The organism is Caballeronia pedi, from assembly GCF_001544915.2.
Classification (GTDB): domain Bacteria; phylum Pseudomonadota; class Gammaproteobacteria; order Burkholderiales; family Burkholderiaceae; genus Caballeronia; species Caballeronia pedi.
On the sequence record NZ_FCOE02000006.1, the window covers coordinates 24,984 to 47,947 of the forward strand.

18 protein-coding genes are annotated in these 22,964 nt (G+C 64.2%); 7 read left to right on the forward strand and 11 right to left on the reverse strand.

Annotated elements, in window-relative coordinates:
• Positions 1-346 precede the first annotated feature (346 nt).
• The 3 genes from AWB80_RS11095 to AWB80_RS11105 all read right to left on the reverse strand — a co-directional run bounded on the left by AWB80_RS11095 (position 347) and on the right by AWB80_RS11105 (position 6,400).
• Positions 347-2,209: a filamentous hemagglutinin N-terminal domain-containing protein gene (locus AWB80_RS11095; protein ID WP_160147431.1), complete on the reverse strand. Its 1,863-nt coding sequence runs from the start codon at positions 2,207-2,209 to the stop codon at positions 347-349.
• 325 nt (positions 2,210-2,534) lie between these two features.
• Positions 2,535-4,934, reverse strand: coding sequence for a phosphoketolase family protein (locus AWB80_RS11100; RefSeq protein WP_061174716.1), 2,400 nt, complete (start codon positions 4,932-4,934; stop codon positions 2,535-2,537).
• A gap of 176 nt (positions 4,935-5,110) precedes the next feature.
• Positions 5,111-6,400 (reverse strand): hypothetical protein, encoded by a 1,290-nt coding sequence (locus AWB80_RS11105; RefSeq protein ID WP_061174717.1) that lies wholly within the window; start codon positions 6,398-6,400, stop codon positions 5,111-5,113.
• 171 nt (positions 6,401-6,571) lie between these two features.
• Between AWB80_RS11105 and AWB80_RS11110 the strand changes: the two genes are divergently transcribed.
• Entirely contained in the window at positions 6,572-10,951 is a 4,380-nt protein-coding gene (locus AWB80_RS11110) for an Lhr family helicase (RefSeq protein ID WP_061174718.1), read from the forward strand.
• Between the two features lie 11 nt (positions 10,952-10,962).
• Here AWB80_RS11110 and AWB80_RS11115 read toward each other — a convergent pair whose 3' ends face one another.
• Positions 10,963-11,178, reverse strand: a complete 216-nt coding sequence (locus AWB80_RS11115) for a hypothetical protein (RefSeq protein ID WP_061174719.1) — start codon at positions 11,176-11,178, stop codon at positions 10,963-10,965.
• Between the two features lie 404 nt (positions 11,179-11,582).
• Here AWB80_RS11115 and AWB80_RS11120 point away from each other — a divergent pair, with 404 nt between their 5' ends.
• Positions 11,583-13,730 (forward strand): serine/threonine-protein kinase, encoded by a 2,148-nt coding sequence (locus AWB80_RS11120; protein WP_061174954.1) that lies wholly within the window; start codon positions 11,583-11,585, stop codon positions 13,728-13,730.
• A gap of 6 nt (positions 13,731-13,736) precedes the next feature.
• On the opposite strand, the gene AWB80_RS11125 is transcribed toward AWB80_RS11120, so the two are convergent.
• Positions 13,737-14,549, reverse strand: a complete 813-nt coding sequence (locus AWB80_RS11125) for a class I SAM-dependent methyltransferase (protein WP_061174720.1) — start codon at positions 14,547-14,549, stop codon at positions 13,737-13,739.
• Positions 14,550-14,621: 72 nt separating this feature from the next.
• A complete protein-coding gene (locus tag AWB80_RS11130) occupies positions 14,622-15,122 on the reverse strand; it encodes a phasin family protein (protein WP_244206474.1) in 501 nt (166 codons plus the stop codon).
• A 190-nt stretch (positions 15,123-15,312) separates the two neighbouring features.
• Here AWB80_RS11130 and AWB80_RS11135 point away from each other — a divergent pair, with 190 nt between their 5' ends.
• Positions 15,313-15,504, forward strand: a complete 192-nt coding sequence (locus tag AWB80_RS11135) for a DUF2964 family protein (RefSeq protein ID WP_061174955.1) — start codon at positions 15,313-15,315, stop codon at positions 15,502-15,504.
• 24 nt (positions 15,505-15,528) lie between these two features.
• Here the strand turns inward: AWB80_RS11135 and AWB80_RS11140 are convergent, their stop codons facing one another.
• Positions 15,529-15,903, reverse strand: a complete 375-nt coding sequence (locus AWB80_RS11140) for a DUF3564 family protein (RefSeq protein ID WP_061174956.1) — start codon at positions 15,901-15,903, stop codon at positions 15,529-15,531.
• A 550-nt stretch (positions 15,904-16,453) separates the two neighbouring features.
• On the opposite strand from AWB80_RS11140, the gene AWB80_RS11145 reads away from it, so the two are divergent.
• Positions 16,454-17,485 carry a zinc-dependent alcohol dehydrogenase family protein gene (locus AWB80_RS11145; RefSeq protein ID WP_061174957.1) on the forward strand — a complete coding sequence of 344 codons (1,032 nt, stop codon included), beginning with the start codon at positions 16,454-16,456 and terminating at the stop codon, positions 17,483-17,485.
• Here AWB80_RS11145 and AWB80_RS11150 read toward each other — a convergent pair.
• The 4 genes from AWB80_RS11150 to AWB80_RS11165 form a co-directional block, all read right to left on the reverse strand.
• Entirely contained in the window at positions 17,433-18,152 is a 720-nt protein-coding gene (locus AWB80_RS11150) for a Crp/Fnr family transcriptional regulator (RefSeq protein ID WP_061174722.1), read from the reverse strand. The two genes, AWB80_RS11145 and AWB80_RS11150, sit on opposite strands and share 53 nt — an antisense overlap.
• A gap of 73 nt (positions 18,153-18,225) precedes the next feature.
• Complete coding sequence (locus tag AWB80_RS11155) at positions 18,226-19,557, reverse strand: ATP-binding protein (protein ID WP_087131201.1); 1,332 nt, start codon at positions 19,555-19,557, stop codon at positions 18,226-18,228.
• Positions 19,554-20,267 carry a response regulator gene (locus tag AWB80_RS11160; RefSeq protein WP_061174724.1) on the reverse strand — a complete coding sequence of 238 codons (714 nt, stop codon included), beginning with the start codon at positions 20,265-20,267 and terminating at the stop codon, positions 19,554-19,556. Before AWB80_RS11160 ends, AWB80_RS11155 begins: the two co-directional genes overlap by 4 nt.
• A 12-nt stretch (positions 20,268-20,279) precedes the next feature.
• Positions 20,280-20,582, reverse strand: a complete 303-nt coding sequence (locus AWB80_RS11165; RefSeq protein WP_061174725.1) for an EF-hand domain-containing protein — start codon at positions 20,580-20,582, stop codon at positions 20,280-20,282.
• Positions 20,583-20,837: 255 nt separating this feature from the next.
• Between AWB80_RS11165 and AWB80_RS11170 the strand changes: the two genes are divergently transcribed.
• The 3 genes from AWB80_RS11170 to AWB80_RS11180 all read left to right on the forward strand — a co-directional run bounded on the left by AWB80_RS11170 (position 20,838) and on the right by AWB80_RS11180 (position 22,638).
• Positions 20,838-21,185, forward strand: coding sequence for a hypothetical protein (locus tag AWB80_RS11170; RefSeq protein WP_244206475.1), 348 nt, complete (start codon positions 20,838-20,840; stop codon positions 21,183-21,185).
• Positions 21,186-21,354: 169 nt separating this feature from the next.
• Complete coding sequence (locus tag AWB80_RS11175; RefSeq protein WP_061174727.1) at positions 21,355-21,636, forward strand: DUF3303 domain-containing protein; 282 nt, start codon at positions 21,355-21,357, stop codon at positions 21,634-21,636.
• Between the two features lie 165 nt (positions 21,637-21,801).
• Positions 21,802-22,638, forward strand: coding sequence for a 3-oxoadipate:acetyl-CoA acetyltransferase (locus tag AWB80_RS11180; protein WP_061174728.1), 837 nt, complete (start codon positions 21,802-21,804; stop codon positions 22,636-22,638).
• Positions 22,639-22,964: the final 326 nt, after the last annotated feature.

The following is a 22,964-nucleotide window of genomic DNA, read 5'->3' on the forward strand; positions in this document are numbered from 1 at the left end:
TTCCTATTTATTAAGCATTCCAGATAAACCTCAATTCGCAACTAAATAGGCGAAAATTGATTCGAGTAGTTGTATTTTCTCCGGTCACGAGCAACGCGCCTGCCGATGTGTTTTTTCTTCGCCCACCGTTCGTTTCAGGCGCGAGCATCCGCTATGTGATCACCCCTTCCACGTCCACTCACGAATCTCATCGCGGTCGTGCCACGGAAATGAGAAGGGAAGTGACCGCAAACAAAAGGGGAGGCGATACACGCCTCCCCCTCGCCTTGTGGTCCGGCTGGCTTGACTATCGAGCGCAACGGCCGCTGCGATGAGCTATGCCCGGTCCGTCAACACTCCACCCCGTTCAGAGCGGGATCTTGGCCACGTAACCGACAGTGTTGCCCGCCAGGTTCTGCGTGTCTTCCGGAACCAGGATCGTGGGTGCCTTCAACTTACCGTTGAGCTGCGTGGTCACGGCAGGCATCGCTACCGCGTCGCCGTACGTGTTACGGACGGCATCCGGGTTGAAGTTGATCGCGATCTCGCGGCCTGCCGTAATGTCGCCGACAGACGCGGTGAACGAATCCAGTTGGACGTCAAAGGCCGCCTTTGTTTTAGCAAGCGCGGTCTGGGTGAGCGCGCCGTCGGCGTGCAACGCAACGCTGCCCTCGTCGCTGACGATCTTGCCGTTCTGGGTGATGGAGCCGCCGGAGAATCCCCACGTTCCGCCATCGGTCACGTAGACGCACGAGGTCGACGTTTCGCATTCAGCGTGCTTGCCATATGCGTTGACGTAGATGTCGTTCTTCGCCTTCACATCGCCGTTCAATGTGACGTCTCCGCCCCAGATGTTGACGGTGTCGCCTTTGATGGCGCCGGTCGTAAGAGCCTTGTCAGCAGAGAGGTAGATGTATTCGCCGCTGATGTCTTCAGCACGGAGGGAGCTTGCGGAGACGCCTACCGAGTAGTCGCCCTTCACCTTGCCGTTCAACTCGACGTCGCCGCCCGAGACGTAGACCATGTTGCTGCTGAGGTTTGAAGCCACGATCTTTCCGCCAGCATCGCTTCCGGGAAACGAGGTGAGGACCACCTGACTCGTGCCGGTGGTCTTCACGCCATCTGCCTGGAAGATGTTCCCGCCAATTAGGAAGACACCGTCTCCGGAAATGTTCGCGTTCTGGACCAGATCGCCCGCATTTCCGGAACCTGCGGAGACGTTCACGAGTTGGGGTGCCGCGATCGGCGCGTTGATCGTGACGTCACGCCCCCCGCCCACCACGACGGAATACCCCGTCAAGGGACCGCTGACCGTGACGTTGTCACTGCTGCCTACGTAAATACCGCCGTCTGCCGTTATTCGCCCCGTACTGATGTCGCCGCCTTGCGCGTTCAGCATGACCCCGCCTTGATGGTCGGGTACCGCGACGGTCGCCTCCAGTGTTCCGGTGTTCTTTACCACCGTTGCCAGGACGGCGCCCGCAGCCGCTGCGTTGAGTTCGATATTGCCGCCCCGCACGGAGATATCGCCGTAGTTGGCGGCCAACGCATTGCGCGCCGCCCGGCCGATACTGACTGTGAATCCGGAGCCGGCGGTTTCCATCGACACACTGTCTGCCGCGCCGAGCGTGACGTCCTTCGCGCGAATCGTGCCGCGGTTGATCGCCTGACTCCCGAGCAGCGCGACGGTTTCAGTCGCGTGAATGTCACCTTCGTTGGAAACGACGCCGTTGCCGCCGATACCGTCAAGGACTAGAGCCCGCGCGCCGTTCGTGCCATAGCTCCGGCCGCCCTCCATGAACTGCTTGTCGTCCATATCCAGCGTGGATGCCACCAGACTGCCGACATCCACCTTCGCGGCCTTGCCGAACATCACACCAGAGGGATTGACGACGAACACGCGCCCGTTCGCGGTGAGTGCGCCGTTGATCTGCGTCGGATCCGAGGACGTGACGCGGTTCAGCACAGCGGAACTCGCGGTGGGCTGACTGAACGTCACCGACTGGTTCTTCGCGATGTCGAAGTTTTTCCAGTTGACGACCATCTTGTCGCTCTGTTGCGAGATGGTCGTATTGCCGCCGTTCGTGCTGATGCTGCCGGCGCCCGCCGCCACCACGCCGCCTTGCACCGCCAGCGCATTGCCCGAGCAACTCATGACCGCAATCATCAGGGAAGGAATGATTGCAAGACGGAAAGCATGCCGTTGTGCCGGTCTCTTGCGCAGGTTCATTTGCCTTTCGTTTTTTTTCATAGTGGTATTAAGGATAACGATGTTTTTAGAGGCCGCTTGATGAAGTACCGTTAGGCCTCACTTGCAGAAGCAGTTAGCGCGGCTTTCATGCAAGCGACATGAAAGATTCTAGAGGGAAGCGTAATGATCCCGCGCGCGTATATTCTTATTTATTAACCAATCCGGATAAACCTCAAATAACAACAAATAAGGCTAAAATTTACCTGAATGGTTTTGTTCGGATTCCGGCCGACGGCAATGCCGTCCGGCCGTTCTTTCCACTTCGGTCGTGACGCGTTTCAAGCCCGCAAGCGCGCGATGAGGATCACTCCTTCCACGTCCACTCACGAATCTCATCGCGATCGATGCCTTCCTCATGCGCATACCGCACGCTCTCGATGATCTGATTCTTGAGCCATTCCTTCGTATGCGCGCTGCTGCCCGCAATGCGCGAGACCCGGTCGATCACGTCGATGGCGAGCGTATAGCGGTCCACGCCGTTGATGATCGCGAGCTCGAAGGGCGTGTTGATGTTGCCGCGCTCGCGATAGCCGTGCACGTGCATGTTTTCGTGATTCGTGCGGTTGTAGGTGAGCTTGTGCACGAGCGTCGGGTACGAATGGAAGTTGAAGATCACCGGCTTGTCGCGCGTGAAGATCGAATCGAAATCGCGATGCGAGAGTCCATGCGGATGCTCCGTGTCCGGCAATAGCCTGAACAGATCGACGACGTTGACGAAACGGATCTTCAGATCGGCGCAGTTCGCCTTGAGGATTTCGACGGCGGCGAGCGCTTCCATCGTGGCGATATCGCCCGCGCACGCGATCACGACGTCCGGTTCCTGGCCCTGATCGGTCGACGCCCAATCCCAGATGCCGATGCCCTTCGCGCAATGCACGATGGCGTCGCGCATGCTCAGATACTGCAAATGCGGCTGTTTATCCGCGACGATCACATTGACGTAATCATGCGAGCGCAGGCAATGGTCCGCGACGCTCAGCAGGCAGTTCGCGTCCGGCGGCAGATAGATGCGCACGACGCCCGGACTCTTGTTCGTGACGACATCGAGAAAGCCGGGGTCCTGATGCGTAAAGCCGTTGTGATCCTGCCGCCACACGAGCGACGTGATGAGCAGATTGATCGACGGCACCGGTTTGCGCCAGTCGAGTTCGGTCTTGGCCTTTTCGAGCCACTTCGCGTGCTGGTTGAACATCGAGTCGATCACGTGCACGAAGGCTTCGTAAGTCGCGAACAGGCCGTGGCGGCCCGTCAGCACGTAACCTTCGAACCAGCCTTCGAGCGTGTGTTCGGAGAGCATCTCCATCACGCGACCATCGATGGACAACGCGCCGCCGTCCGCGTCTTCGGGCAGCGTCTGCCCGAGCCAGCGCTTGCCCGATGCTTCGTACACGCCATCGAGCTTGTTGCTCGCGGTTTCGTCCGGTCCGAAGAGCCGGAAGCTCGTCATGTTGCGGCGGATCACGTCGCGCAGAAAGGTGGCGAGCACGGCGGTCGGCGACTGATAGACGCTCGCGGCGCGCTTGAACTCGAACGCGTAATCGCGGATGTCGGGCATGTCGAGCGATTGCCGCAGCAACCCGCCGTTTGCGTGCGGATTCGCGCTGATGCGCCGCGTGCCCTCGGGCGCGAGCGCGCGCAACGATTCGATCAGGCGGCCGTCTTCATCGAACAAGGCTTCGGGCCGATAGCTGCGCAGCCATTTTTCCAGCAACGCGAGGTTGCGATGGTTACTGGCGGGATCGGCGATCGGCACCTGATGCGAACGCCAGAAATCTTCGACCTTGTGACCATCGACTTCCTTCGGCCCGGTCCAGCCTTTCGGCGTGCGCAGGACGATCATCGGCCAGCGCGGGCGCGTCACGTTGCCCGGATTCGCGCGCGCGTTCGCCTGGATCGCGCGGATATCGGCGATGCAGCGTTCGAGCGTCGCGGCCATGCGCTGGTGCATCGCCTCGGGCTCGTCGCCTTCGACGAAATGCGGCGCGTAGCCGTAGCCCTTGAAGAGCGCTTCGAGTTCGTCGTGCGGAATGCGCGCGAGGATCGTCGGATTGGCGATCTTGTAGCCGTTGAGATGAAGGATCGGCAGCACCGCGCCGTCGGTCGCGGGATTGAGGAACTTGTTCGAGTGCCACGACGTGGCGAGCGGGCCGGTTTCCGCCTCGCCGTCGCCGACGACCGTCGCGACGATCAGATCGGGATTGTCGAACGCCGCGCCGAACGCGTGTGACAGGCTATAGCCGAGCTCGCCACCTTCGTGAATCGATCCCGGCGTCTCCGGCGTGCAATGCGAGCCGATCCCGCCCGGCGACGAAAACGCGCGAAACAGCCTGAGCATGCCGCGCTCGTCGGCGCTGCGGTCGGGATAGATTTCCGAGTAATGGCCTTCGAGCCAGGAGTTGGCGAGCGTCGCGGGCGCGCCGTGGCCCGGACCGGAAACGAACAGCACGTTGAGATCGTCGCGCCGGATCAGCCGGTTCAGATGCACCCACACGAACGACTGGCCCGGGTCCGAACCCCAATGGCCGAGCAGACGCCGCTTGATGTGCCCGGACTGGAGCGGCTCGCGCAGCAGCGGATTCGCGCGCAGGTAGATCATGCCGACCGAGAGATAGTTGCAGGCGCGCCAGTAGGCATCGATTCTGGCGAGGAGATCGGGGTCGAGTGGGGTCTGCGGGGCGGTCGTGGCGGTGACGTCGTCGTTCAATTGCTTCTCCTTCGAGTGAGAGGATTGGTCGAGCGTCGTGCGGGCGGGCGCGCGGGATCGGATCCCGCGCGTGTGTCAATGATCGGAGGTGTTTGTGGCGTTTTGGTTGCAGCGCACGCGCGCGACGCGCAGCGGAATATCTTATCGGCGATCCTGCGATCAATGAGCCGGGTGCGTCACTCCATCGCGCTTTGGCGGAGGTCGTAGTCCATCAGCAGCGCGCGGTTGTCGTACCACATGCCGACATAGTGGACCATGAAGCTGTCCGGACGGCGGTAGATCCACGGCGTGTTGATGTCGATGAACGTCGACACCTGCAAATCCGGCAACGCTTCGAACGCGCGAACGAAGTAGTGCTGATCGCCGCGACTCGCGTAGACACCGGACTTGTCTTCCAGCTTCGCGCACTCGTCGATCACGCGCGCAAACGCGTCATAGTTTTGCTGATTGCACTGAAAGCCCATGATGCCGGAATTGAAAGTCCAGTCTCCCATATCGCGCGCGAGCACGGCTTCGCGCCCGTGCGTGAACGGTTCGAGCCGCTGGTTCATGTCGTTGATGAGGACATCGGCGTCGATCCAGAATACCCATTGATGATTCGGCAGGTACTCGCGCAGCAGCGCGGCCTTGAACCAGTTGCCGGCGGTCTTGCCGTCGTTCAGACGCGCCGGAATGTCGCGATGGACGTAAAGCGTGTAGCCCCGACGCTCGCAGTAGCGCCTGAAGTTCGCCTCCGCGATACGTCCGTAACACGCGACGTTCGGTGTGTAGAGCGTGACGACCGCGATCGGCCGGTGCGGCTGGTAAACGCTGTGCGTTTCACTTTCGCGCACGCCGGTGTCTGTCAGCGTCAGATAGGGTAGGCCACGAATCTGGCATTCGTTGATGTGCTCGATGAGCGCCGTGCGAAACCGCCGATGCTGCTTTTCGTCGGCGATGCTCACGGAGAACGCCTGCCACTTCGCCCAGGCGCTTTCGAGGTTGGTCGCGGCCGGAATGACGACACACACATCGTCGATGCGATGCTGTTGCGGACACGCGTCGAAAGCATGCAGTAGTTCCCCCTCGCGTTCCGGCAGCACGACGCCGAAACGGCAACGCCTGACGAGATCCGCGACCTTCTCACGGACCGCCTGCGTGTTACGGAACATGAGGACGTCGGTTTGCGGCAAATCGGAATCGCTGCAAGTAAGGAGCCAGTCGCGGCCCGCCATGAGGTCGGGCAGGGGAATGGACCGCAGAATGGCTGCGTTCTCGCTCAGCAGCATCACGATTTCATTGGATTGGGCCTGTTCGAGTTGGCGCAGGAGCGTTTCGTACTTGTAGACCCAGCGGATTTCGTTGCTGGTGCCGGACAGATCGGAAAGGTCGATCTCGACGTGCCGGTAAGCGTGCTCGCGCGCATAGTGGCGATGGTTGATAAGCGCGGCGCGCGCGCGGTCGAACAGAAGGCTGATGACGATCATGAGAGCTGCGGGTGAATGGAAATTGCGCTTCGACAGGCGCCGCGTCGACGCGCGGAAGCACGTCCAGACGGGCGAACCGCTAAGCATCGCCGGAACCACGCATTGTTCAGATGGGAACTGTCCGAAAACCGCATGCAATACGTCGTTTCGCTTGCGCTCATAGAATGTCGAATGACCCGAAAATCCGCTCCCGCGACTGACGCCCTGGAGGGCTTCCATCCCGCCGTCGCCGGCTGGTTCCGTGCGCGCTTCGCCGCGCCGACCGCCGCGCAGGCGCGCGCGTGGCCGCTCGTCCACGCGCGGCGCTCGACGCTCGTCGCCGCGCCGACGGGTTCGGGCAAGACGCTTACCGCGTTTCTCGCGGCCATCGACGAACTCGTGCGCGATGGCATCGCGCTCGGCGGGACGCTGCCGGACGAGACGCGCGTCGTGTACGTGTCGCCGCTGAAGGCGCTGTCGAACGACATTCATGTGAATCTGGAGGCGCCGCTCGCGGGCATCGCGCAGACGCTGCGGGATGCCGGCGTGGCCGCACCCGAGATTCGCGCGGCCGTGCGCACCGGCGACACGACGCAGCAGGAACGCAACGCGGTGAAGAAGCGCCCGCCGCATATTCTCGTGACGACGCCGGAATCGCTCTACGTGCTGCTTTGCTCCGATTCGGGCCGCGCGATGCTTTCGACCACGCGCACCGTGATCGTCGACGAAATTCACGCCGTCGCGGGCAGCAAGCGCGGCTCGCACCTGAGCCTGTCGCTCGCGCGGCTCGACGCGCTGTGCGAGGACGCGGGCGGGCGGCGTCCGGTGCGCGTCGGCCTGTCGGCGACGCAAAAGCCTGTCGAACTCGTCGCGAAGTTTCTCGTCGGCGGGGGCAACGAGGGCGATTCGTGCGAGATCGTCGATGTCGGCCACGTCCGCGCGCGCGATCTCGCGCTCGAAATCCCGCCGATGCCGCTCGAAGCGATCATGTCGAACGACATGTGGGAGCGCGTCTACGACCGGCTCGCCGAACTGTCCGCGCAGCATCGCACGACGCTCGTCTTCGTCAACACGCGGCGCATGGCCGAGCGCGCGGCGCGGCATCTGACCGAGCGTCTCGGCAAGGAGGCCGTCGCGGCACATCACGGCAGCCTCGCGCGCGAGCATCGGCTGGAGGCGGAGCAGCGCCTGAAGCGCGGCGAATTGCGCGTGTTGATCGCGACGGCTTCGCTGGAACTGGGCATCGATATCGGCGATGTCGATCTCGTCTGCCAGATCGGTTCGCCCGGCTCGATCGGCGGGTTTTTGCAGCGCGTCGGGCGCTCGGGGCATCAGGTCGGCGGCGTGCCGAAAGGCAGGCTCTTTCCGACCTCGCGCGACGATCTGATCGAATGCGTGGCGCTGCTCGACTGCGTGCGGCGCGGCGAGCTCGACGCGCTGACCATCCCGCGCGCGCCGCTCGACGTGCTCGCGCAGCAGATCACCGCCGAAGTCGCGTGCCGCGAATGGGGCGAGGACGAACTTTTCGAGCGCATCACGCGCGCATATCCATACGCGACGCTCGACCGCGCGCATTACGACGCCGTGCTGCGCACCCTCGCTGAAGGCTACACGGGACGTCAGGGCGTGCGCGCCGCGTATGTGCATCGCGATGCCGTCTCGCGCACGCTGCGCGGCCGGCGCGGCGGCAAGCTGACGGCGGTGACCTCGGGCGGCGCGATCCCCGACAACGCCGATTTCGCCGTGATCCTCGAACCGCAGGGCTTGCAGATCGGCACGGTGAACGAGGATTTCGCCGTCGAGAGCATCGCCGGCGATATCTTCCAGCTCGGCAATACCTCGTACCGGATCATGCGCGTGGAAGGCGGGCGCGTGCGCGTCGAGAACGCGAACGGCCAGCCGCCGAACATCCCGTTCTGGCTCGGTGAAGCGCCGGGCCGCAGTGACGAGCTTTCTCACGCGATCGCGCGGCTGCGCGGCAAGATCGACACGCGGCTCGCGCAGGGCGGCGTCGACGAAACCGTCGAATGGCTTGCGGAATCGTGCGGCGTCGGCGTGGAAGCGGCGCGGCAGATCGTCGATTATCTGGCGCGTTCGCGCGCCGCGCTCTCCGTGCTGCCGACGCAGGACACGCTCGTCATGGAGCGCTTCTTCGACGAATCCGGCGGCACGCAGCTCGTCATCCACGCGCCGTTCGGCAGTCGCGTGAACCGCGCGTGGGGTCTCGCGCTGCGCAAGCGCTTTTGCCGCACGTTCAATTTCGAATTGCAGGCGGCCGCGACCGAGGACGCAATCGTGCTGTCGCTGACGGGCAGCCACAGCTTCGCGCTCGACGAGGTCTGGCGTTATCTGAAATCGGCGACGGCGGAACACGTGCTGATTCAGGCCTTGCTCGATGCGCCGCTGTTCGGCGTGCGCTGGCGCTGGAACGCGACCAACGCGCTCGCGCTGCCGCGCTACACCGGCGGGCGCAAGGTCGCGCCGCAACTGCAGCGCATGAAAAGCGAGGATCTGCTCGCGGCGGTGTTTCCGGATCAGGTCGCGTGCGCCGAAAACCTCGCGGGCGAGCGCGACGTGCCGGCGCATCCGCTCGTCGAGCAAACCATCGACGATTGCCTGCACGACGCGATGGACAGCGACGGCTGGCTCGCGCTGCTGCGACGCATCGAAGCGGGCGATATGCGGCTCGTCACGCGCGAACTGCCCGCGCCGTCGCCGCTCGCCGCCGAAATCCTGTCGGCGAAGCCATATGCATTCCTCGACGATGCGCCGCTCGAAGAGCGCCGCACGCAGGCCGTGCTCGCGCGCCGCTGGACCGATCCGCAATCGGCGGACGATTTGGGCGCGCTCGATCCCGAAGCCATCACGAGCGTGCGCGAGGAAGCGTGGCCCGACGTCACGAGCGCCGATGAAATGCACGAGGCGCTGACGGGACTCGCCTGCATCGCCGAAGCGGAAGCGCAGCGCTGTCCGCAATGGATGGCGTGGCTCGACGCCCTGGCGCAATCGGGCCGCGCGACGCGTCTGCAGATTGCGGAGCACGATGCGCTTTGGACGCCCGTCGAGCGGCTCGCGTGCGTGCGCGCCGTCTACGAGCACGCGCCGATGCATCCGCCGCTGCAACCACCGTCCGGCTTCGATCAAGCCTGGGCGCCCGACGACGCGCTCGTCGAAATCGTGCGCGCGCGTTTGTCGGGCTTCGGGCCGCTGACGGTGCCGGAGATCGCGCGGCCGCTCGCGCTGCCGGCGTCGGCGATCGCGCTCGCATTGACGCGCCTCGAAACGCAAGGCTATGTGATGCGCGGACGGTTCACGCCGGGCGCGCCAGCCGAGGAATGGTGCGAGCGGCATCTGCTCGCGCGGATTCATCGCTATACGGTGCGGCGGCTGCGTCGTGAAATCGAACCGGTCGAGCGGCAGGATTTCATGCGCTTCCTGCTCGAATGGCAGCGCGCCGCGCCCGGCGCGCACGGCGAAGGCCGCGACGCGCTCGGCGCCGTGCTCGAACAGCTCGAAGGCTTCGAGGCGCCGGCCGTCGCGTGGGAGGACGAGATTCTGCCGGCGCGCATCGCCGACTATTCGGGGAGCTGGCTCGACGAGCTCTGCCGCGCGGGCAAGCTCGTGTGGACGCGCCCCGCGGGACGTTCGCGCGCGGCGGGCGGCCCGGTGCGCGGCACGCCGATCGTGCTGCTGCCGCGCCGTCATCTCGAAGCGTGGAACGCGCTCATGTCCGCCGATGAAGCGCCGCGCCTCTCGTCGCGCGCCGAGCGTGTCTTCGACGCGCTGAACACCCACGGCGCAATGTTCTTCGACGAACTGCTCGCGGATGCGCGTCTGCTGCGCACCGAGCTCGAAGATGCGCTCGGCGAACTGGTGTCGCTCGGGCTCGTCAATGCGGATAGTTTCGCGGGCCTGCGCGCCCTGCTCGCGCCGGCGGCGAAACGCAACGCCTTTGCGCGTCGGCCGAGGCGCGGCGGCCTGTTCATCGGAGGCATGGACGATGCCGGACGCTGGGCGCTCCTGCGGCGCGCGAAGCACGACGACGCACGCGGAGACATCGACATCGAGCACGTCGCGCTGACGCTGCTGCGGCGCTATGGCGTCGTGTTCTGGCGCCTGTTGGAGCGCGAGGCGCAATGGCTGCCGCCGTGGCGCGAGCTGCTGCGCGTGTATCACCGGCTGGAGGCGCGCGGCGAGATTCGCGGCGGCCGCTTCGTCGCCGGGCTGGCCGGCGAACAGTTCGCGCTGCCCGACGCGGTGCCGCTGTTGCGCGACATGCGCAAGCGACCGAAGGACGGCGTGCTCGTGGCGCTCTCGGCGGTCGATCCGCTCAATCTCGTCGGCACGCTGCTGCCGGGCGAGAAAGTACCGGCGCTCGCGGGCAATCGCGTGCTGTATCTCGACGGCGTGCCGGTCGGCGCGGTGATCGCGGGCAAGACGCGCTATTTCGGCGATGTCGAAGGAGAAGGGCGTGAACGCGTGCGTCTGGCGCTCGTCAAGCGCACGGCGCGTTCGCTCGGGACTTCGGTTGCAGGCGGAATGACGGGCGCCGGCGTGCCGGCGCGCCATTGAAACAGCGAGGGTTATTTCACGATTTTGGTCGTGAAGGGTCCGGTCCGTGCGGCAGGCACGTCCTTCACCGGCACGCCGGGATAATCGACGACACGGTTCGTGGCCGAAGCCGGACGGATGCGAAACGTCGCACGCAAGCCGTCGCGCGCGCCGCCGATTATCGTATGCATCGCCTGCCGGTCGAGTTCGACGCTGTCGGCGAGATCCCTGATCTTGATGACGGCCATGAGCTTCCTCCAGAGTGTGGGGAGTCGCGGTTGAGTATAGACCCATGCAACGGTCGGAAAACGCCAATGGCGGCAAAAGGCGCATGCCTTCTGCCGCAAAGACGTTCGCGCCAGATCATGCGAAACGCGTGCCAGCCGGCCTGTGGATGGAAGAAACGTCGCAATGCCATGATTTATCTGCGTTTTATTCGATCGGGATCGCGCGTCGGCGAATGACTTAGCCATCGTCCCGCCAACACTTCGGACCGATGTGTCGGTCTCCGAACGACATGTGCGCGATACCGCTCATGATCGAAAACGCCATTTGCGAAAGCTTCATGCGGAGGCTAGTATCGAACGAGCACCGGGGTTTTGTTACGACAAGTGAGTTGTCGATCGATTTGGAGCCGCGTCGCGTCGCACAGATGACAAGTTTTGCGCAAGCGATTCGTACATATAAGGGCGACGGCGGGTCGCGCGACGAGTTCTTTGCGGGAGTGGACGGCGCCCTGGCGACCGAACAGACTCCGGCCAAGCGACTCATGGAGATCCTCGAAGAGGAGCACGCGGCGCGACCATTGCCGCCCGACATCTATGCCGCCATCCGCCGCCGCATCGAGCATGGGGCGCGCATGCGTTCCGAAGCCGATTCCGCCACCGGCCCCGTGAACCTCGACGAAACGCGCCTGCAAACCTCGCCGGGCTTCGCGCCACCGGCGTCGCGCGACCCGAGCAGCGGCACCGGCAGCCAGGCGACTCAGGTCATCGTCGATCACAATCAGAAGATGAAGGGCGTCGGCGACACGCTCAACAGCCGCTTCGTGCTGGAAGAGTGTCTCGGCATCGGCGGCATGGGCACCGTGTACAAGGCGCTCGATCTGCGCAAGCTGGAAGCATCGGACCGGCGTCCGTATGTCGCCATCAAGGTGCTCAATCTTCAGTTCCGCGGCAATCCGAACTCGCTGATCGCGTTGCAGCGCGAGGCGCGCAAGGCGCAGCAGCTCGCGCACCGGAACATCGTGACCGTCTACGATTTCGATCGCGACGGTCAGGTCGTCTATCTGACCATGGAATATCTGTCCGGACAGCCGCTCTCGCGATTGCTTCGGAACCCGAATTTCAAGGGCATGCCGTTCCCGGAAGTCTTCCCGATCTTCAAGGGCATGGCCAACGCGCTCGCCTACGCACACGAGCGCGGTTTCGTGCACTGCGATTTCAAGCCCCCCAACGTGTTTCTGACGGACACGTCGGAAGTGAAGGTGATCGATTTCGGCATTTCGCGCGTGATTCAGCGTCCCGAGGAGGAATCCGAGGCGACCGTGTTCGATCCCGGCAGCCTCGGCGCGATGACGCCCGCCTACGCGAGCCCGGAGATGATGGAGCATCGCGAGCCCGATCCGCGCGACGATATCTACGCGCTCGCCTGCATCACCTATGAGCTGCTGACGGGAAAACACCCGTTCGACCGCGTGCCCGCGTTGCAGGCGAGAAGCGCGGGCATGAAGCCGCAGCGTCCGGAGAATCTCGGCAGCAAGCAGTGGAAAGCGCTGAAGGCAGCGCTCGCGTTCGAGCGCGAGGCGCGCACGCCGGCGGTCGCGCAATTTCTCGATGAGATCAGCGAGGAGCACGCCACATCGCCAGCAGGCCGCAAGGCGAAGAAGAGCGCCGGGCCGAAGATCGCGATCGGCGTGGCGGCGGTCGCGGCGCTGCTGATCGCGGGCGGGGGCTACTACTTCTACGACCAGTCGAAAGGCGGCGAGGAAACCGCGCACGAGGCGTCGGCGCGGCCGTCCGAAGGGAGCGCCACGGGCGCGGTCACGCCGCATACGCCCGGAGCCGCGGCAGCGCCCGTTTCCACGGTGGCCGTTACGCCCGCGGTGCCCGCCACGCCCGTTCCCGAACTCACGATGGCCGCCGTCACGCCCGTGCTCGCGAGTGTGCCGTGCTCGGCGCTCGTCGCGTCGGTGCATGATCAGACCGTCGACGTGCAGGGTTTCGTGTCGCAGAAATACGGTCAGGCGCGGCTCAAGGAAGCGCTCGGCCGCGTGCCCGGCGTGAAGACGACGAACTTCGGCGTGCAGCAAATTGCCGACGACAAGTGCGATCTGCTGAAGGTGTTCGGCCCCTTCTGGACGGCCAACCGGCAGTTGGGCAGGCCCGCGTCGGTGCACACGCGTTCGCGCGCGACGCACCTCACCGAAGGCGATCCGCTGATCGTCGATCTGATGACGCCCGCGTTCGAGTCCTACGTCTACGTCGACTACTTCATGCTCGACGGCAGCGTGGTGCATCTCGTGCCCAATGCGCGCTCGCGCGATAACCAGGCGCCGGCGAACTACACGGCGACCATCGGCACGATGGGCGATTGGGTCGTCGGCAAGCCGTTCGGCTCGGAGATGATCGTGCTGACGGTCGCGCCCGCGCCGCTCTTCGATACGCCGCGCCCCGACAGCGAGGCCAAACCGGAATATCTGCGCGCCGTCGAAAAGCGCCTTGCGGCGCTCGCGGGCAAATACGGCCGCGACCACGTGGCCGTCGATATCTTCCAGATCACCACGCAAGCCAGGAAATAGCAGCGCTCAAGGCTTGACTGCGCAGGCGAGCACGCAAGGCATCGGCACGAGCAGCTCGCCGTGTTGCGAATAGGCTTTCACGCGCGTTTTCACTTCCTGCTCGATCAATGCGAGCGCGCTTCTCGATTGCGCGCGCAGCAGCGCGGCCATGCGCACGCCACCGTGCATCAGTCCGTCGAGCGGCGTTTCCGGCAGCACGAGATGCCAGATCTGCTCGACTTCATCGGCGCGCGCGGCGGCAAAGCCCGCTTCCGTCAGCACGCGCACGCATTCGTCGGGATCGCTGAAGCGAAAGAAGGGCGGCGCGGGCGGCAGACCGACATCGAGCTTGCCGTGAAGCTGGATCGCGTCGAGCACCATGCCGAAGCCAACCGCGCGTTCCGGCGCCGCCCACGAAGTGAACGCGACACGTCCGCCCTGGCGCAGCACGCGCGCCGCTTCGGCGAGCGCGCGTTCGGGATCGGGAAAATGCAGCATGCCGAAACTGATCCCGACGGCGTCGAAGCTTTCGGCGTCGAAGGGCAGATGATCGGCGCTCGCGATCTGAAACTCGATCTCGGGATGAAGCTGGCGCGCATGCGCGATCATCGACGCGGAGAAATCGACGGCCGTCGCGGTCGCGCCACGCTCGATCGCCGCCTCGGCGAGATTGCCGGGCCCGGCGGCGACATCGAGCATGCGCGTGCCGGGACCGATCCCGAGCGCATCCAGCAGCGCCGGATGCGACTGAACAGTAAGCCTTCCGAAATAATCCTCATAAGGCCGGGCGACATGCTCCCAGCCGTCCTTTTCGAACGCCGCGAACTCGTCGAATTGCATGACGTACCTCCGCTCGCCGCTCGCGCGGCTCGGGCCAAAGCCGGAGGCCGGGCCTCGCGAAAACGCGCGAGGCTAGGTCTTGGGCTTCTCGATGGAAGCTTTCAGCTCTCTCAGGGCGTCTTCCATGCGTTTGCTGACGAGCGCATAGGCTTCGGCCTGAGTTTGCTGGGTCGTGCGCGCGATGTCCTGCATGTCGGCGAGAGCGTTGTGCAGCGCGCGTTGCACGACTTCATTGGCGTTGAACGGAGGCTGAGTGGACGTGGTGGCGAATTGTTTGGCGATGGATTCGAGATCGCTCAGGGTCCGGCGCAGGATTTCGACTTGTTTGTCCCGCAACGCCTCCATGCCGCCGAACGCGACGCGATTGGTCGCCGCGAGCGCTTCGACATCCTTGCGCCGCGATTCCATGATGGCTGTGACGTCGAACCCCGGAAGCTGGTACTGCTGGAACATGGCGGCGAACTGGCTGAACGGATCGCTGAAGTTTTGATTCATCGTGCCTCCCCAGGGGTTCTTGCGGTCGAATAAGAGCCACTCTTGCGGGCAAAAGGCGAGAAATGGCCCGGGCAGCATGTACCGTCGCACGTAATCATGCCAACGCGCGGCCGGCACCTGATACTACCAATATAAGCCGTGGAAATGGGGCAAGGGAAAACACCAGAGCGGGCGCTCGTCCCGGTTGATGCAGGTCAAGTCGCGCTCCGCCGCGCGGGCGACCATGAATCATGGCGGCGCAATATTTGCACGCGTGCGGGAGGACATCATGATCAGGGGTGAAGGGCGCATCGTCGCGGCCTTGGGCGCCGTGTTCGTCTCGCTCGGCGGCATTCATGCTGCGCTGCGCGGCCTGCTCTTCGACGAGACAGCGGTGATGTACTACGGCGTGCTGGCGATTCTGATCGGGGCTGCGTCGTTCGTCGTGATGCTCACACCATTGCCGAGCGACGAGCCCTGACGATTCCTCGGGTCGATCAACTGATCAACTGTCCGTCTCTCCGGCGAATACGCTGTGCTCCGCCTTGATCTGCTCGCGGTCGATGCACTGCACGTGCCAGCGTCCGGTGCTCTTCAGACCCGCGCCGTCCGCATACCACAGCACGCGTCCCGCGAGACCTTCGCACGGCCCGTCCGGCGCGTCGAAATCGAGGCGTTCCAGCACGCAGATGGGATCTTCGACGTGCTGGCCGCAGATCATCGTTCCGTTCGATCCTGAGCGCAGACCACCCCAGTCCGGCACTTCGACGGCCTGGTGGCCCTCGCGCGACCAGCGGCGGGTTTCCTTGTCGAGCCACAGGATGGCGTAGGCCGCCGATTGAGCGTCTTCGAAGCCATCCAGCTTGACTGTGATACGCATGTCATCCTCCATGAAACGATTCGATGGACGAGACGCTCAGCACTTTCGCACCGGCCATGAGCGTCATCGGTGAATGGCGGCTTTCGCCACGCGTATTGTTAAGGCGTTACAGCGCGGTCCGTGAAGGCCGCGATGAGTGATTCGAACAGTGTGCGACAGATAAGTTTAATCGCACCATATGTAATGGGTTCCATCGACGACGCGTTGAACGACTTGCGGCAACGCAACAGCGACGACGTTCGAATCACACAAGCAAGACCGATGCCGAAATGCGTCCGTGACTCATGTTCGCATCGTGACTGCATGATTCAAGTTTAGTATGACAATCTGACTGTTCAGCGACAAGCGTCGGAGGCATATCGCCGCATGCAACGAGTGACGCATGTTCGATGGATGCGGCGCACCATCGAACGATGTCACGTTACGCGGACGCTCGTTACGCGTGCACACGTGCACCACCGCGGGCTTCGTCGCCCCACGACGTCGCCGACGCGCGCGCTCTGATTACCCAGCCGCGCTGCACTGCAATAGCGAACCGGAGAGTCACACGATGCGCGCAATGGTCTTCAACGGCAACACGCCCGTCCTGCAATCGCGTGATTGGCCCGATCCGATGCCGCGCGCGGGCGAACTGCTCATCGTAGTGCATGCGTGCGGCGTGTGCCGCACCGATCTGCACGTCGTCGACGGCGAGCTGGCGCATCCGAAGCGGCCGGTGATTCCGGGGCACGAGATCGTCGGAACGGTCGCGCAACTCGGCGCGGGCGTGACCGACTTCGCGCCGGGTGATCGCGTGGGCGTGCCGTGGCTCGGGCATACGTGCGGACATTGCCGCTACTGTACGGCGGGCCGCGAGAATCTTTGCGATACGCCCGGTTTCACCGGCTACACGATCGACGGCGGCTACGCCGAGCGCGTGGTCGCGGATGCGCGCTACTGCCTGCATCTGCCGCCGCGTTATTCGGACGTTGAAGCGGCGCCGCTGCTGTGCGCGGGACTGATCGGCTATCGCACGCTCGCGATGGCGGGCGATGCGAAGCGCATCGGGATCTATGGCTTCGGCGCGGCGGCGCATATCGTCGCGCAGGTGGCGAGGCATCAGGGGCGCGCGGTCTATGCGTTCACGCGCCCCGGCGACATCGCCGCGCAGCGTTTCGCGCTCGGCCTGAAGGCGCACTGGGCCGGCGGCAGCGACGAGACGCCGTCCGACGCGCTCGATGCCGCGCTCATCTTCGCGCCGGCGGGCGCGCTCGTGCCCGTCGCGCTGAAGGCGGTCGCGAAGGGCGGTGTGGTGGTGTGCGGCGGCATCCACATGAGCGACATTCCTTCGTTTCCCTACGATCTGCTGTGGGGCGAACGGCGTGTCGTATCAGTTGCGAATCTCACGCGTGAGGACGGACGCGCGTTCATGCGCATCGCCGGGCAGTTTCACCTCGATCTGCATACGACGCCGTATCCGCTCGACGAAGCGAATCGCGCGCTCGCCGACCTGCGTGAAGGCAGGCTCACCGGCGCGGCGGTGCTGACGGTCAGTGATGCGCGAGCATCGTCCGGTCGACGATACGCACCTGCCGCCCATTGAGCCCGATCGCACCTTCGCGTTGCAGCTTCGAGAGCATGCGGCTCACGGTTTCCAGTTCCAGCCCGAGATAGCTGCCGATATCCGCGCGTGTCATCGGCAGGGATAATTCCACCGCGTGTTCGCCCGATGTCGCCGCGCTCGCGTCCAACCGTTCCGAGAGATCGAGCAGGAAAGCGGCGACGCGTTCGCGGGCGGGCATGGTTCCGAGCATCAGCGCGAGACGCGACGCGCGCACGATCTCCGCGCTCATGATCGCGAGGAGCGTGTGTTGCATCGCCGCATACTCGCGGCACAACGGCTCCAGTATGCCGACGGGCATGATGCGCACGACGCTCGGCTCGAGCGCGACGGCGTCGCTTTCGTGGCGGCCCGTGCACACGCCGTCGAGGCCGAGCGTTTCGTTTGCGAAGTGAAAACCGGTGACCTGCGTGTGCAGCGTGCTGTCGTCGTCGGAGCCGGGGTAGGTCGAGACGGTCTTGAAGCAGCCGCTTTGCACCGTATAGAGGCTGCGCAGCGGCTCGCCCGCGCAATAGAGGGCATCGCCGCGCTCGACGGTGCGCGTTGGAAACGGGATGGCGTCGGCGTCCGAGAGGCGCACGTGCAGACTGGGCGCGACGCCGTGCGCTGTCCGTTTAAGCGAAGCTCCCGGGTCAATCGACGGTTCCATGACGGTTTCCTCCTACAGACCAGTATGGTTCACGGATGGAGGAAAGGAAAATTCGTCGCGTGTACGGGAGGTGTCAGCGGGTCGCATCGTCCGAAAGCGGCAGCACGATGCACGATTCGGCCCCGCCGCCTTCGCGCGCGCGCAAGGTTAGCGTGCCGCCATGCAGCCGCGCGATGCGCTCGACGATCGCGAGCCCTAGTCCCGTGCCCTTCGGCTGGCCTTCACCGCCGCCGCGTTTGAACGGCTGCTTGAGCGCTTCCGGGTCCTGGCCACCGAGCCCCTTGCCGCGATCCGCGATCACGACGCACGCCGTGTTTGCCTGCCGGTCGGCCCACGTTCGGACTTCCAGCCCGACGACGCCGTACAGTATCGCGTTCTGCATCAGGTTCATCAGCAAACGCATCATGCTGATCGGCCGAAACGCAAAGGGTTCGATGTCGCCGAGATCGAGCGCGAATTCGTGTCCGAGTCCGGCGAAATCGGCGGCGAGGTTCGCGATCAACGCGTTGAGATCGCCGACGACGGGCGTCTCTTTCGCGCCGCTGCCCGCGTAATCCATGAACTGCTGAAGAATCGTGTCGATGGTGTCGAGATACCCTTCCGCCGATGCCGCGAAGGCCGCGTCCGTCGACGGCACCGACGACATCGCCATGGCGAGGCGCAGCTTGGTCATCGGCGTGCGAATGTCGTGCGAGATGCCCGCGAGCATCAGCGCGCGCGTGGCGTCGGCTTCCTTCAGCGCGGCCGTCATGCGGTTGAACGCGCCGCTGACCTGCGCGATTTCGGTCGGGCCGTCGGTTGGCAGGACGCCCGGTTCGCCGCCCGCCGAAACCAGCCGCGCGGCATCGGCGAGATGAGCGAGCGGGCGGTTCAGATGCCGCTGGATCAGATAGGCCGTCGCGAACGCGAGCGCGCCGAGTCCGAGCGAAAGCAGCAGCGCGGTGGTCAGGCCGTCGTCGTGGGCGGCTTCCGGCACCGGCAGCGCGAGCCAGCGCGGCTCGCCCGACTGATGCACGCGGATCCATAAACGCTGCTGACCGTCGTCGGCGGAGTCGCCGCCTTGCCAGCGCACCGGCATGTCCGCAGGAAGATGCCGCCGCAGGCTCTCGACGAAGGTCTGACGCTGATAGGTTTGATAGAAGCGCAGACGCGATGCCGGCGCGGTTTCGCGCGCGCCGGCGGGCAGTTCCGCGCGAAGGTCGAGATGCGCGGCGTCGGGCGGTGTCGTCTTCAGCAATGTGTCGAGCGTGACGATGTAGCTCGCGAACGTGGCAGCCGCGCGCTCGATGCGCGGCGTCTGGATGAAATGCAGCAGCACGGCGAACGCGCACACCTGACTCACCGCGACCAGCGCGACGAGCAGCAGAATGTTGCGCGCGAAGAGCGAGCGCGGCACGAGCGTCACGATTCCAGCTCGGCGAGCAGCATGTAGCCGACGCCCCACACAGTCTTGATGAAGCGCGGCTTGCCCGGGTCTTCCTCGACGATCTGCCGCAAGCGCAGCACCTGCACGTCGATGCTGCGGTCGAGCGCGTCGTGATCGCGGCCGCGCGTGCGGGCGATGAGATTGTCGCGGCTGACCGCGCGGTTCGGCGACGAGCCGAGCGCAGTGAGCAACTGCATCTGCGCGGAGTGGATGTCGAACGCCTCGCCGTTGCGATAGAGCTTCTGCTTGCCGAGATCGAGACGGAATTCGCCGAAGCGGATGATCTGCTGCGTGAGCGTCGGATCGCCGGCCGCGATCTTCTGACGGCGCAGCAACGCGCGCACGCGAGCGACGAGTTCCTGCGGCAGAAACGGCTTGGCGAGGTAGTCGTCGGCGCCGGTTTCCAGGCCGACCACCTTGTCGACGGGATCGCCTTTCGCGGTCAGCATCAGGATGGGCAGCGTCTGGCCTTCGGCGCGCAGACGCCTGCAGACGGAAAGGCCGTCCTCCGGCTCCATCATCCAGTCGAGCACCAGCAGGTCGTAGGGCTCGCGCTGCAGGTAGCGGTCGAGCCGCTTGCCGTTCTCGACGACGCGCACCTCGAAACCCTGAGAACTCAGGAAGCGCTGCAGCATGTTGCGCAACTCGGCTTCGTCGTCGAGCACGATGATCTTCGGCAGGGTTTCCATGGATGCTCCGGATCAGCGTTGCGTGGCGTGCTCGCGCATGAAGGCTTCGATCTGCGGCAGGGTCACGTAGCCGTTTTTGTGCGTGTCGATTTCGTCGAAGTGCTTGGCGACCATCGGCATGCCGGTGGCGGCCTGCTCGCGGGTGAGCTTGCCGTCGTGCGTGGTGTTGGCGCTGGCGAAACGGGTCTGCACTTGGCCGAGCGCGCGTTCGACGCGCGGGCTCGCGCCCATCGGTTGCGTGGCGGTCTGGGCGAAGGCCACGCCTGATGTGGCGCAGGCCGCGCATGCGGCAAGGATGACGAGGATCTTTCGCATGGCGCTCTCCTGGTTCGGATGCGATTGAACGTGAACGGTGATGCCATTCTATTGAGCCGCACGGCGAACGCAATCTCGCGGACGCTGCGAATCGTGTCGCCGTATTTCATGCGCGATGCCCGACGCATTCGCCGACATTTCGTGACACAAGTTACGCCTCGTGCTGCGCGCGGCACTTCGCTATCGTTCTCATCGCCGGCTGCCGCTTGCTTGCGCTGCCGAATTCAATGTCTTGCGATGCATGAGGACTCAATCATGAACTTCCGTTTGCTCAGCGTTTCCGCCGTTGCCGCCATCACCCTGACCTGCACGGAGACCGCGTCGGCTGGAACGAGCGTGCAGGTTTCCTACGTGGCGCCCGCCGTCGTCTATGCGCCGCCGCCGCGTCCCGTGTATTACTACGCGCCGCCGCCGAGACCGACCTATTACTACATGCCCGCGCGCACCATGGTCGTCGCGCCGGTGGCGCCGCCCGTGGTGGTCATGGCGCCGCCGCCTCCGCCACGACCGACCGTGGTCGTGGCGCCGTATGCGGTCGCGCCGGCCGTCAGGGTGACCTATGCACAACCGGTGCTCGCGGCGCCGGTCGTCGTGGTGCGTTGAGAGCATAGTGCAATTCGGCCGCATCGAATGAGTACTGGATGACGCAGCGATGCAATGCGCGGCCGCCTTCTATACTGGATGAACCGCATCGGCCGCGCGTGCGTGCCGGCGCGGCGGCGAGCCCGGCGCCGCGCGCCGGTTCATGGCGTTCCAACAGGAGGATCGAGCCATGCTATTCATCGTCAACTGGACTGCGCAGCCCAATGTCGAACGGCAGGCGGCCGAGCGATTTCTGCAGACCCGCGGCGCGCCGCCCGACGGCATCCATCTGCTGGGCCGCTGGCATGCGATCGGCTCGATCTGGGGCATCGCCGTGTGCGAATGCGATAGCCTCGAACCGCTCGCGCGCTGGGCGCACGAATGGGCCGACTTGTTCATGTTCGACATCAAGCCTGCGATCACCGACGAACAGGTCGGAAAAATGCTGGCCGAATACGCGGAGCGACAGTAGCCGGAAGAGCGCCGATTCGTCGTACCAACACGATTAGGGTTTGTGTGGCTTGCAGCGCGCTGGACAATGTCCCATCATGACAAACGTACTAGTTAGTTCAAATTTGAGCGCCATTCCCGATCCTCACAGTGTTGCCGGAAGGATGGCGCCGTCAAGGAGCGAAGCGTGACCCAATCCCCTACGAAAGAACCCTGCGTCATAGCGGTAGCGATCACCGGATCGGTGCCGAAGAAGAAGGACAATCCCGCCGTGCCGATCACGATTCCGGAGCAGATCGAAAGCACGCACGAGGCGTATGAAGCGGGCGCGACGCTCGTGCATCTGCATGTGCGCGACGAGGATGAACGCTCGAGTTCGGATCGACATCGCTTCGCGGAATTGCAGGAGGGCATTCGCAAGCATTGCCCGGACATCATCATCCAGTTCTCGACGGGCGGGCGCGGGCGCTCGTTCGAGCAGCGCGGCGCGATGCTCGATCTGAAGCCAGACATGGCGTCGCTCGCGACGGGATCGGTCAATTTTCCGACGATCGTGTACGAGAATCCGCCCGACTTCGTGCGCTCGCTCGCGCAGATGATGCTCGATCACAATGTGAAGCCCGAGATCGAGATCTTCGATCTGGCGATGCTTTACAGCACGGTCGATCTGGTGGGGCAGGGCTTGCTGAAGTCGCCCGTGCACGTGCAGTTCGTGCTCGGGGTGAAGAACGCGCTGCCGGCGCGACGCGAGATTCTCGAGTTCGAGGTCGAACAGCTGAAGAAGCATCTCCCGGATGCGACGTGGACTGCGGCGGGCATCGGGCGGCATCAGCTGGAAGTGAATCACTGGACGTTGCAACTGGGCGGGCATTGTCGTACGGGACTCGAAGACAATGTGCGCTGGGATAAAGACACGCTCGCGAAGAGCAATGCGCAGTTGGTGAGCCGGGTGGCGTCGTTGTGTGCGGAGTATGGAAGGCCGGTCGCGACAGCGCAGGAGGCGAGGAAGTTGTTGTCGATTTGAGGGGTGGATTGGTGGTTTGTGGTGTAGGGCGCGCCGGCGGGAAACTGCGGCGCGCTTTTTTTTGTAGTCGCGGTGGTAAATGGATGTTCATCGGGGCGCCGGTCAAAAGCGCCCTTTCCAGGGTCATTCAAAAAAAAGTCGCCCTTTTCTGTTTTCACTCGCATGCCTTAATTCCGACGGTGCTTTGATCGCATGCCGACTGGACCTTGATATTCGACTGCTTTCCGCATCAAATCGACAAAGCAAATTTACGTGCTTAATGGCAATTAAGAATAATTAATTCCTGCCATTAGGCATTTTTTGTGTGTCGAATTCTTGATGCTTAA

Coding starts and splice junctions, on each gene's coding strand:
- AWB80_RS11095 (WP_160147431.1), bottom strand. CDS start 2,209: ATGAACCTGCGCAAGAGACCGGCACAACGGCATGCTTTCCGTCTTGCA.
- AWB80_RS11105 (WP_061174717.1), bottom strand. CDS start 6,400: ATGATCGTCATCAGCCTTCTGTTCGACCGCGCGCGCGCCGCGCTTATC.
- AWB80_RS11110 (WP_061174718.1), top strand. CDS start 6,572: ATGACCCGAAAATCCGCTCCCGCGACTGACGCCCTGGAGGGCTTCCAT.
- AWB80_RS11115 (WP_061174719.1), bottom strand. CDS start 11,178: ATGGCCGTCATCAAGATCAGGGATCTCGCCGACAGCGTCGAACTCGAC.
- AWB80_RS11120 (WP_061174954.1), top strand. CDS start 11,583: ATGACAAGTTTTGCGCAAGCGATTCGTACATATAAGGGCGACGGCGGG.
- AWB80_RS11125 (WP_061174720.1), bottom strand. CDS start 14,549: ATGCAATTCGACGAGTTCGCGGCGTTCGAAAAGGACGGCTGGGAGCAT.
- AWB80_RS11130 (WP_244206474.1), bottom strand. CDS start 15,122: ATGCTGCCCGGGCCATTTCTCGCCTTTTGCCCGCAAGAGTGGCTCTTA.
- AWB80_RS11135 (WP_061174955.1), top strand. CDS start 15,313: ATGATCAGGGGTGAAGGGCGCATCGTCGCGGCCTTGGGCGCCGTGTTC.
- AWB80_RS11140 (WP_061174956.1), bottom strand. CDS start 15,903: ATGCGTATCACAGTCAAGCTGGATGGCTTCGAAGACGCTCAATCGGCG.
- AWB80_RS11145 (WP_061174957.1), top strand. CDS start 16,454: ATGCGCGCAATGGTCTTCAACGGCAACACGCCCGTCCTGCAATCGCGT.
- AWB80_RS11150 (WP_061174722.1), bottom strand. CDS start 18,152: ATGGAACCGTCGATTGACCCGGGAGCTTCGCTTAAACGGACAGCGCAC.
- AWB80_RS11160 (WP_061174724.1), bottom strand. CDS start 20,267: ATGGAAACCCTGCCGAAGATCATCGTGCTCGACGACGAAGCCGAGTTG.
- AWB80_RS11165 (WP_061174725.1), bottom strand. CDS start 20,582: ATGCGAAAGATCCTCGTCATCCTTGCCGCATGCGCGGCCTGCGCCACA.
- AWB80_RS11170 (WP_244206475.1), top strand. CDS start 20,838: ATGAACTTCCGTTTGCTCAGCGTTTCCGCCGTTGCCGCCATCACCCTG.
- AWB80_RS11175 (WP_061174727.1), top strand. CDS start 21,355: ATGCTATTCATCGTCAACTGGACTGCGCAGCCCAATGTCGAACGGCAG.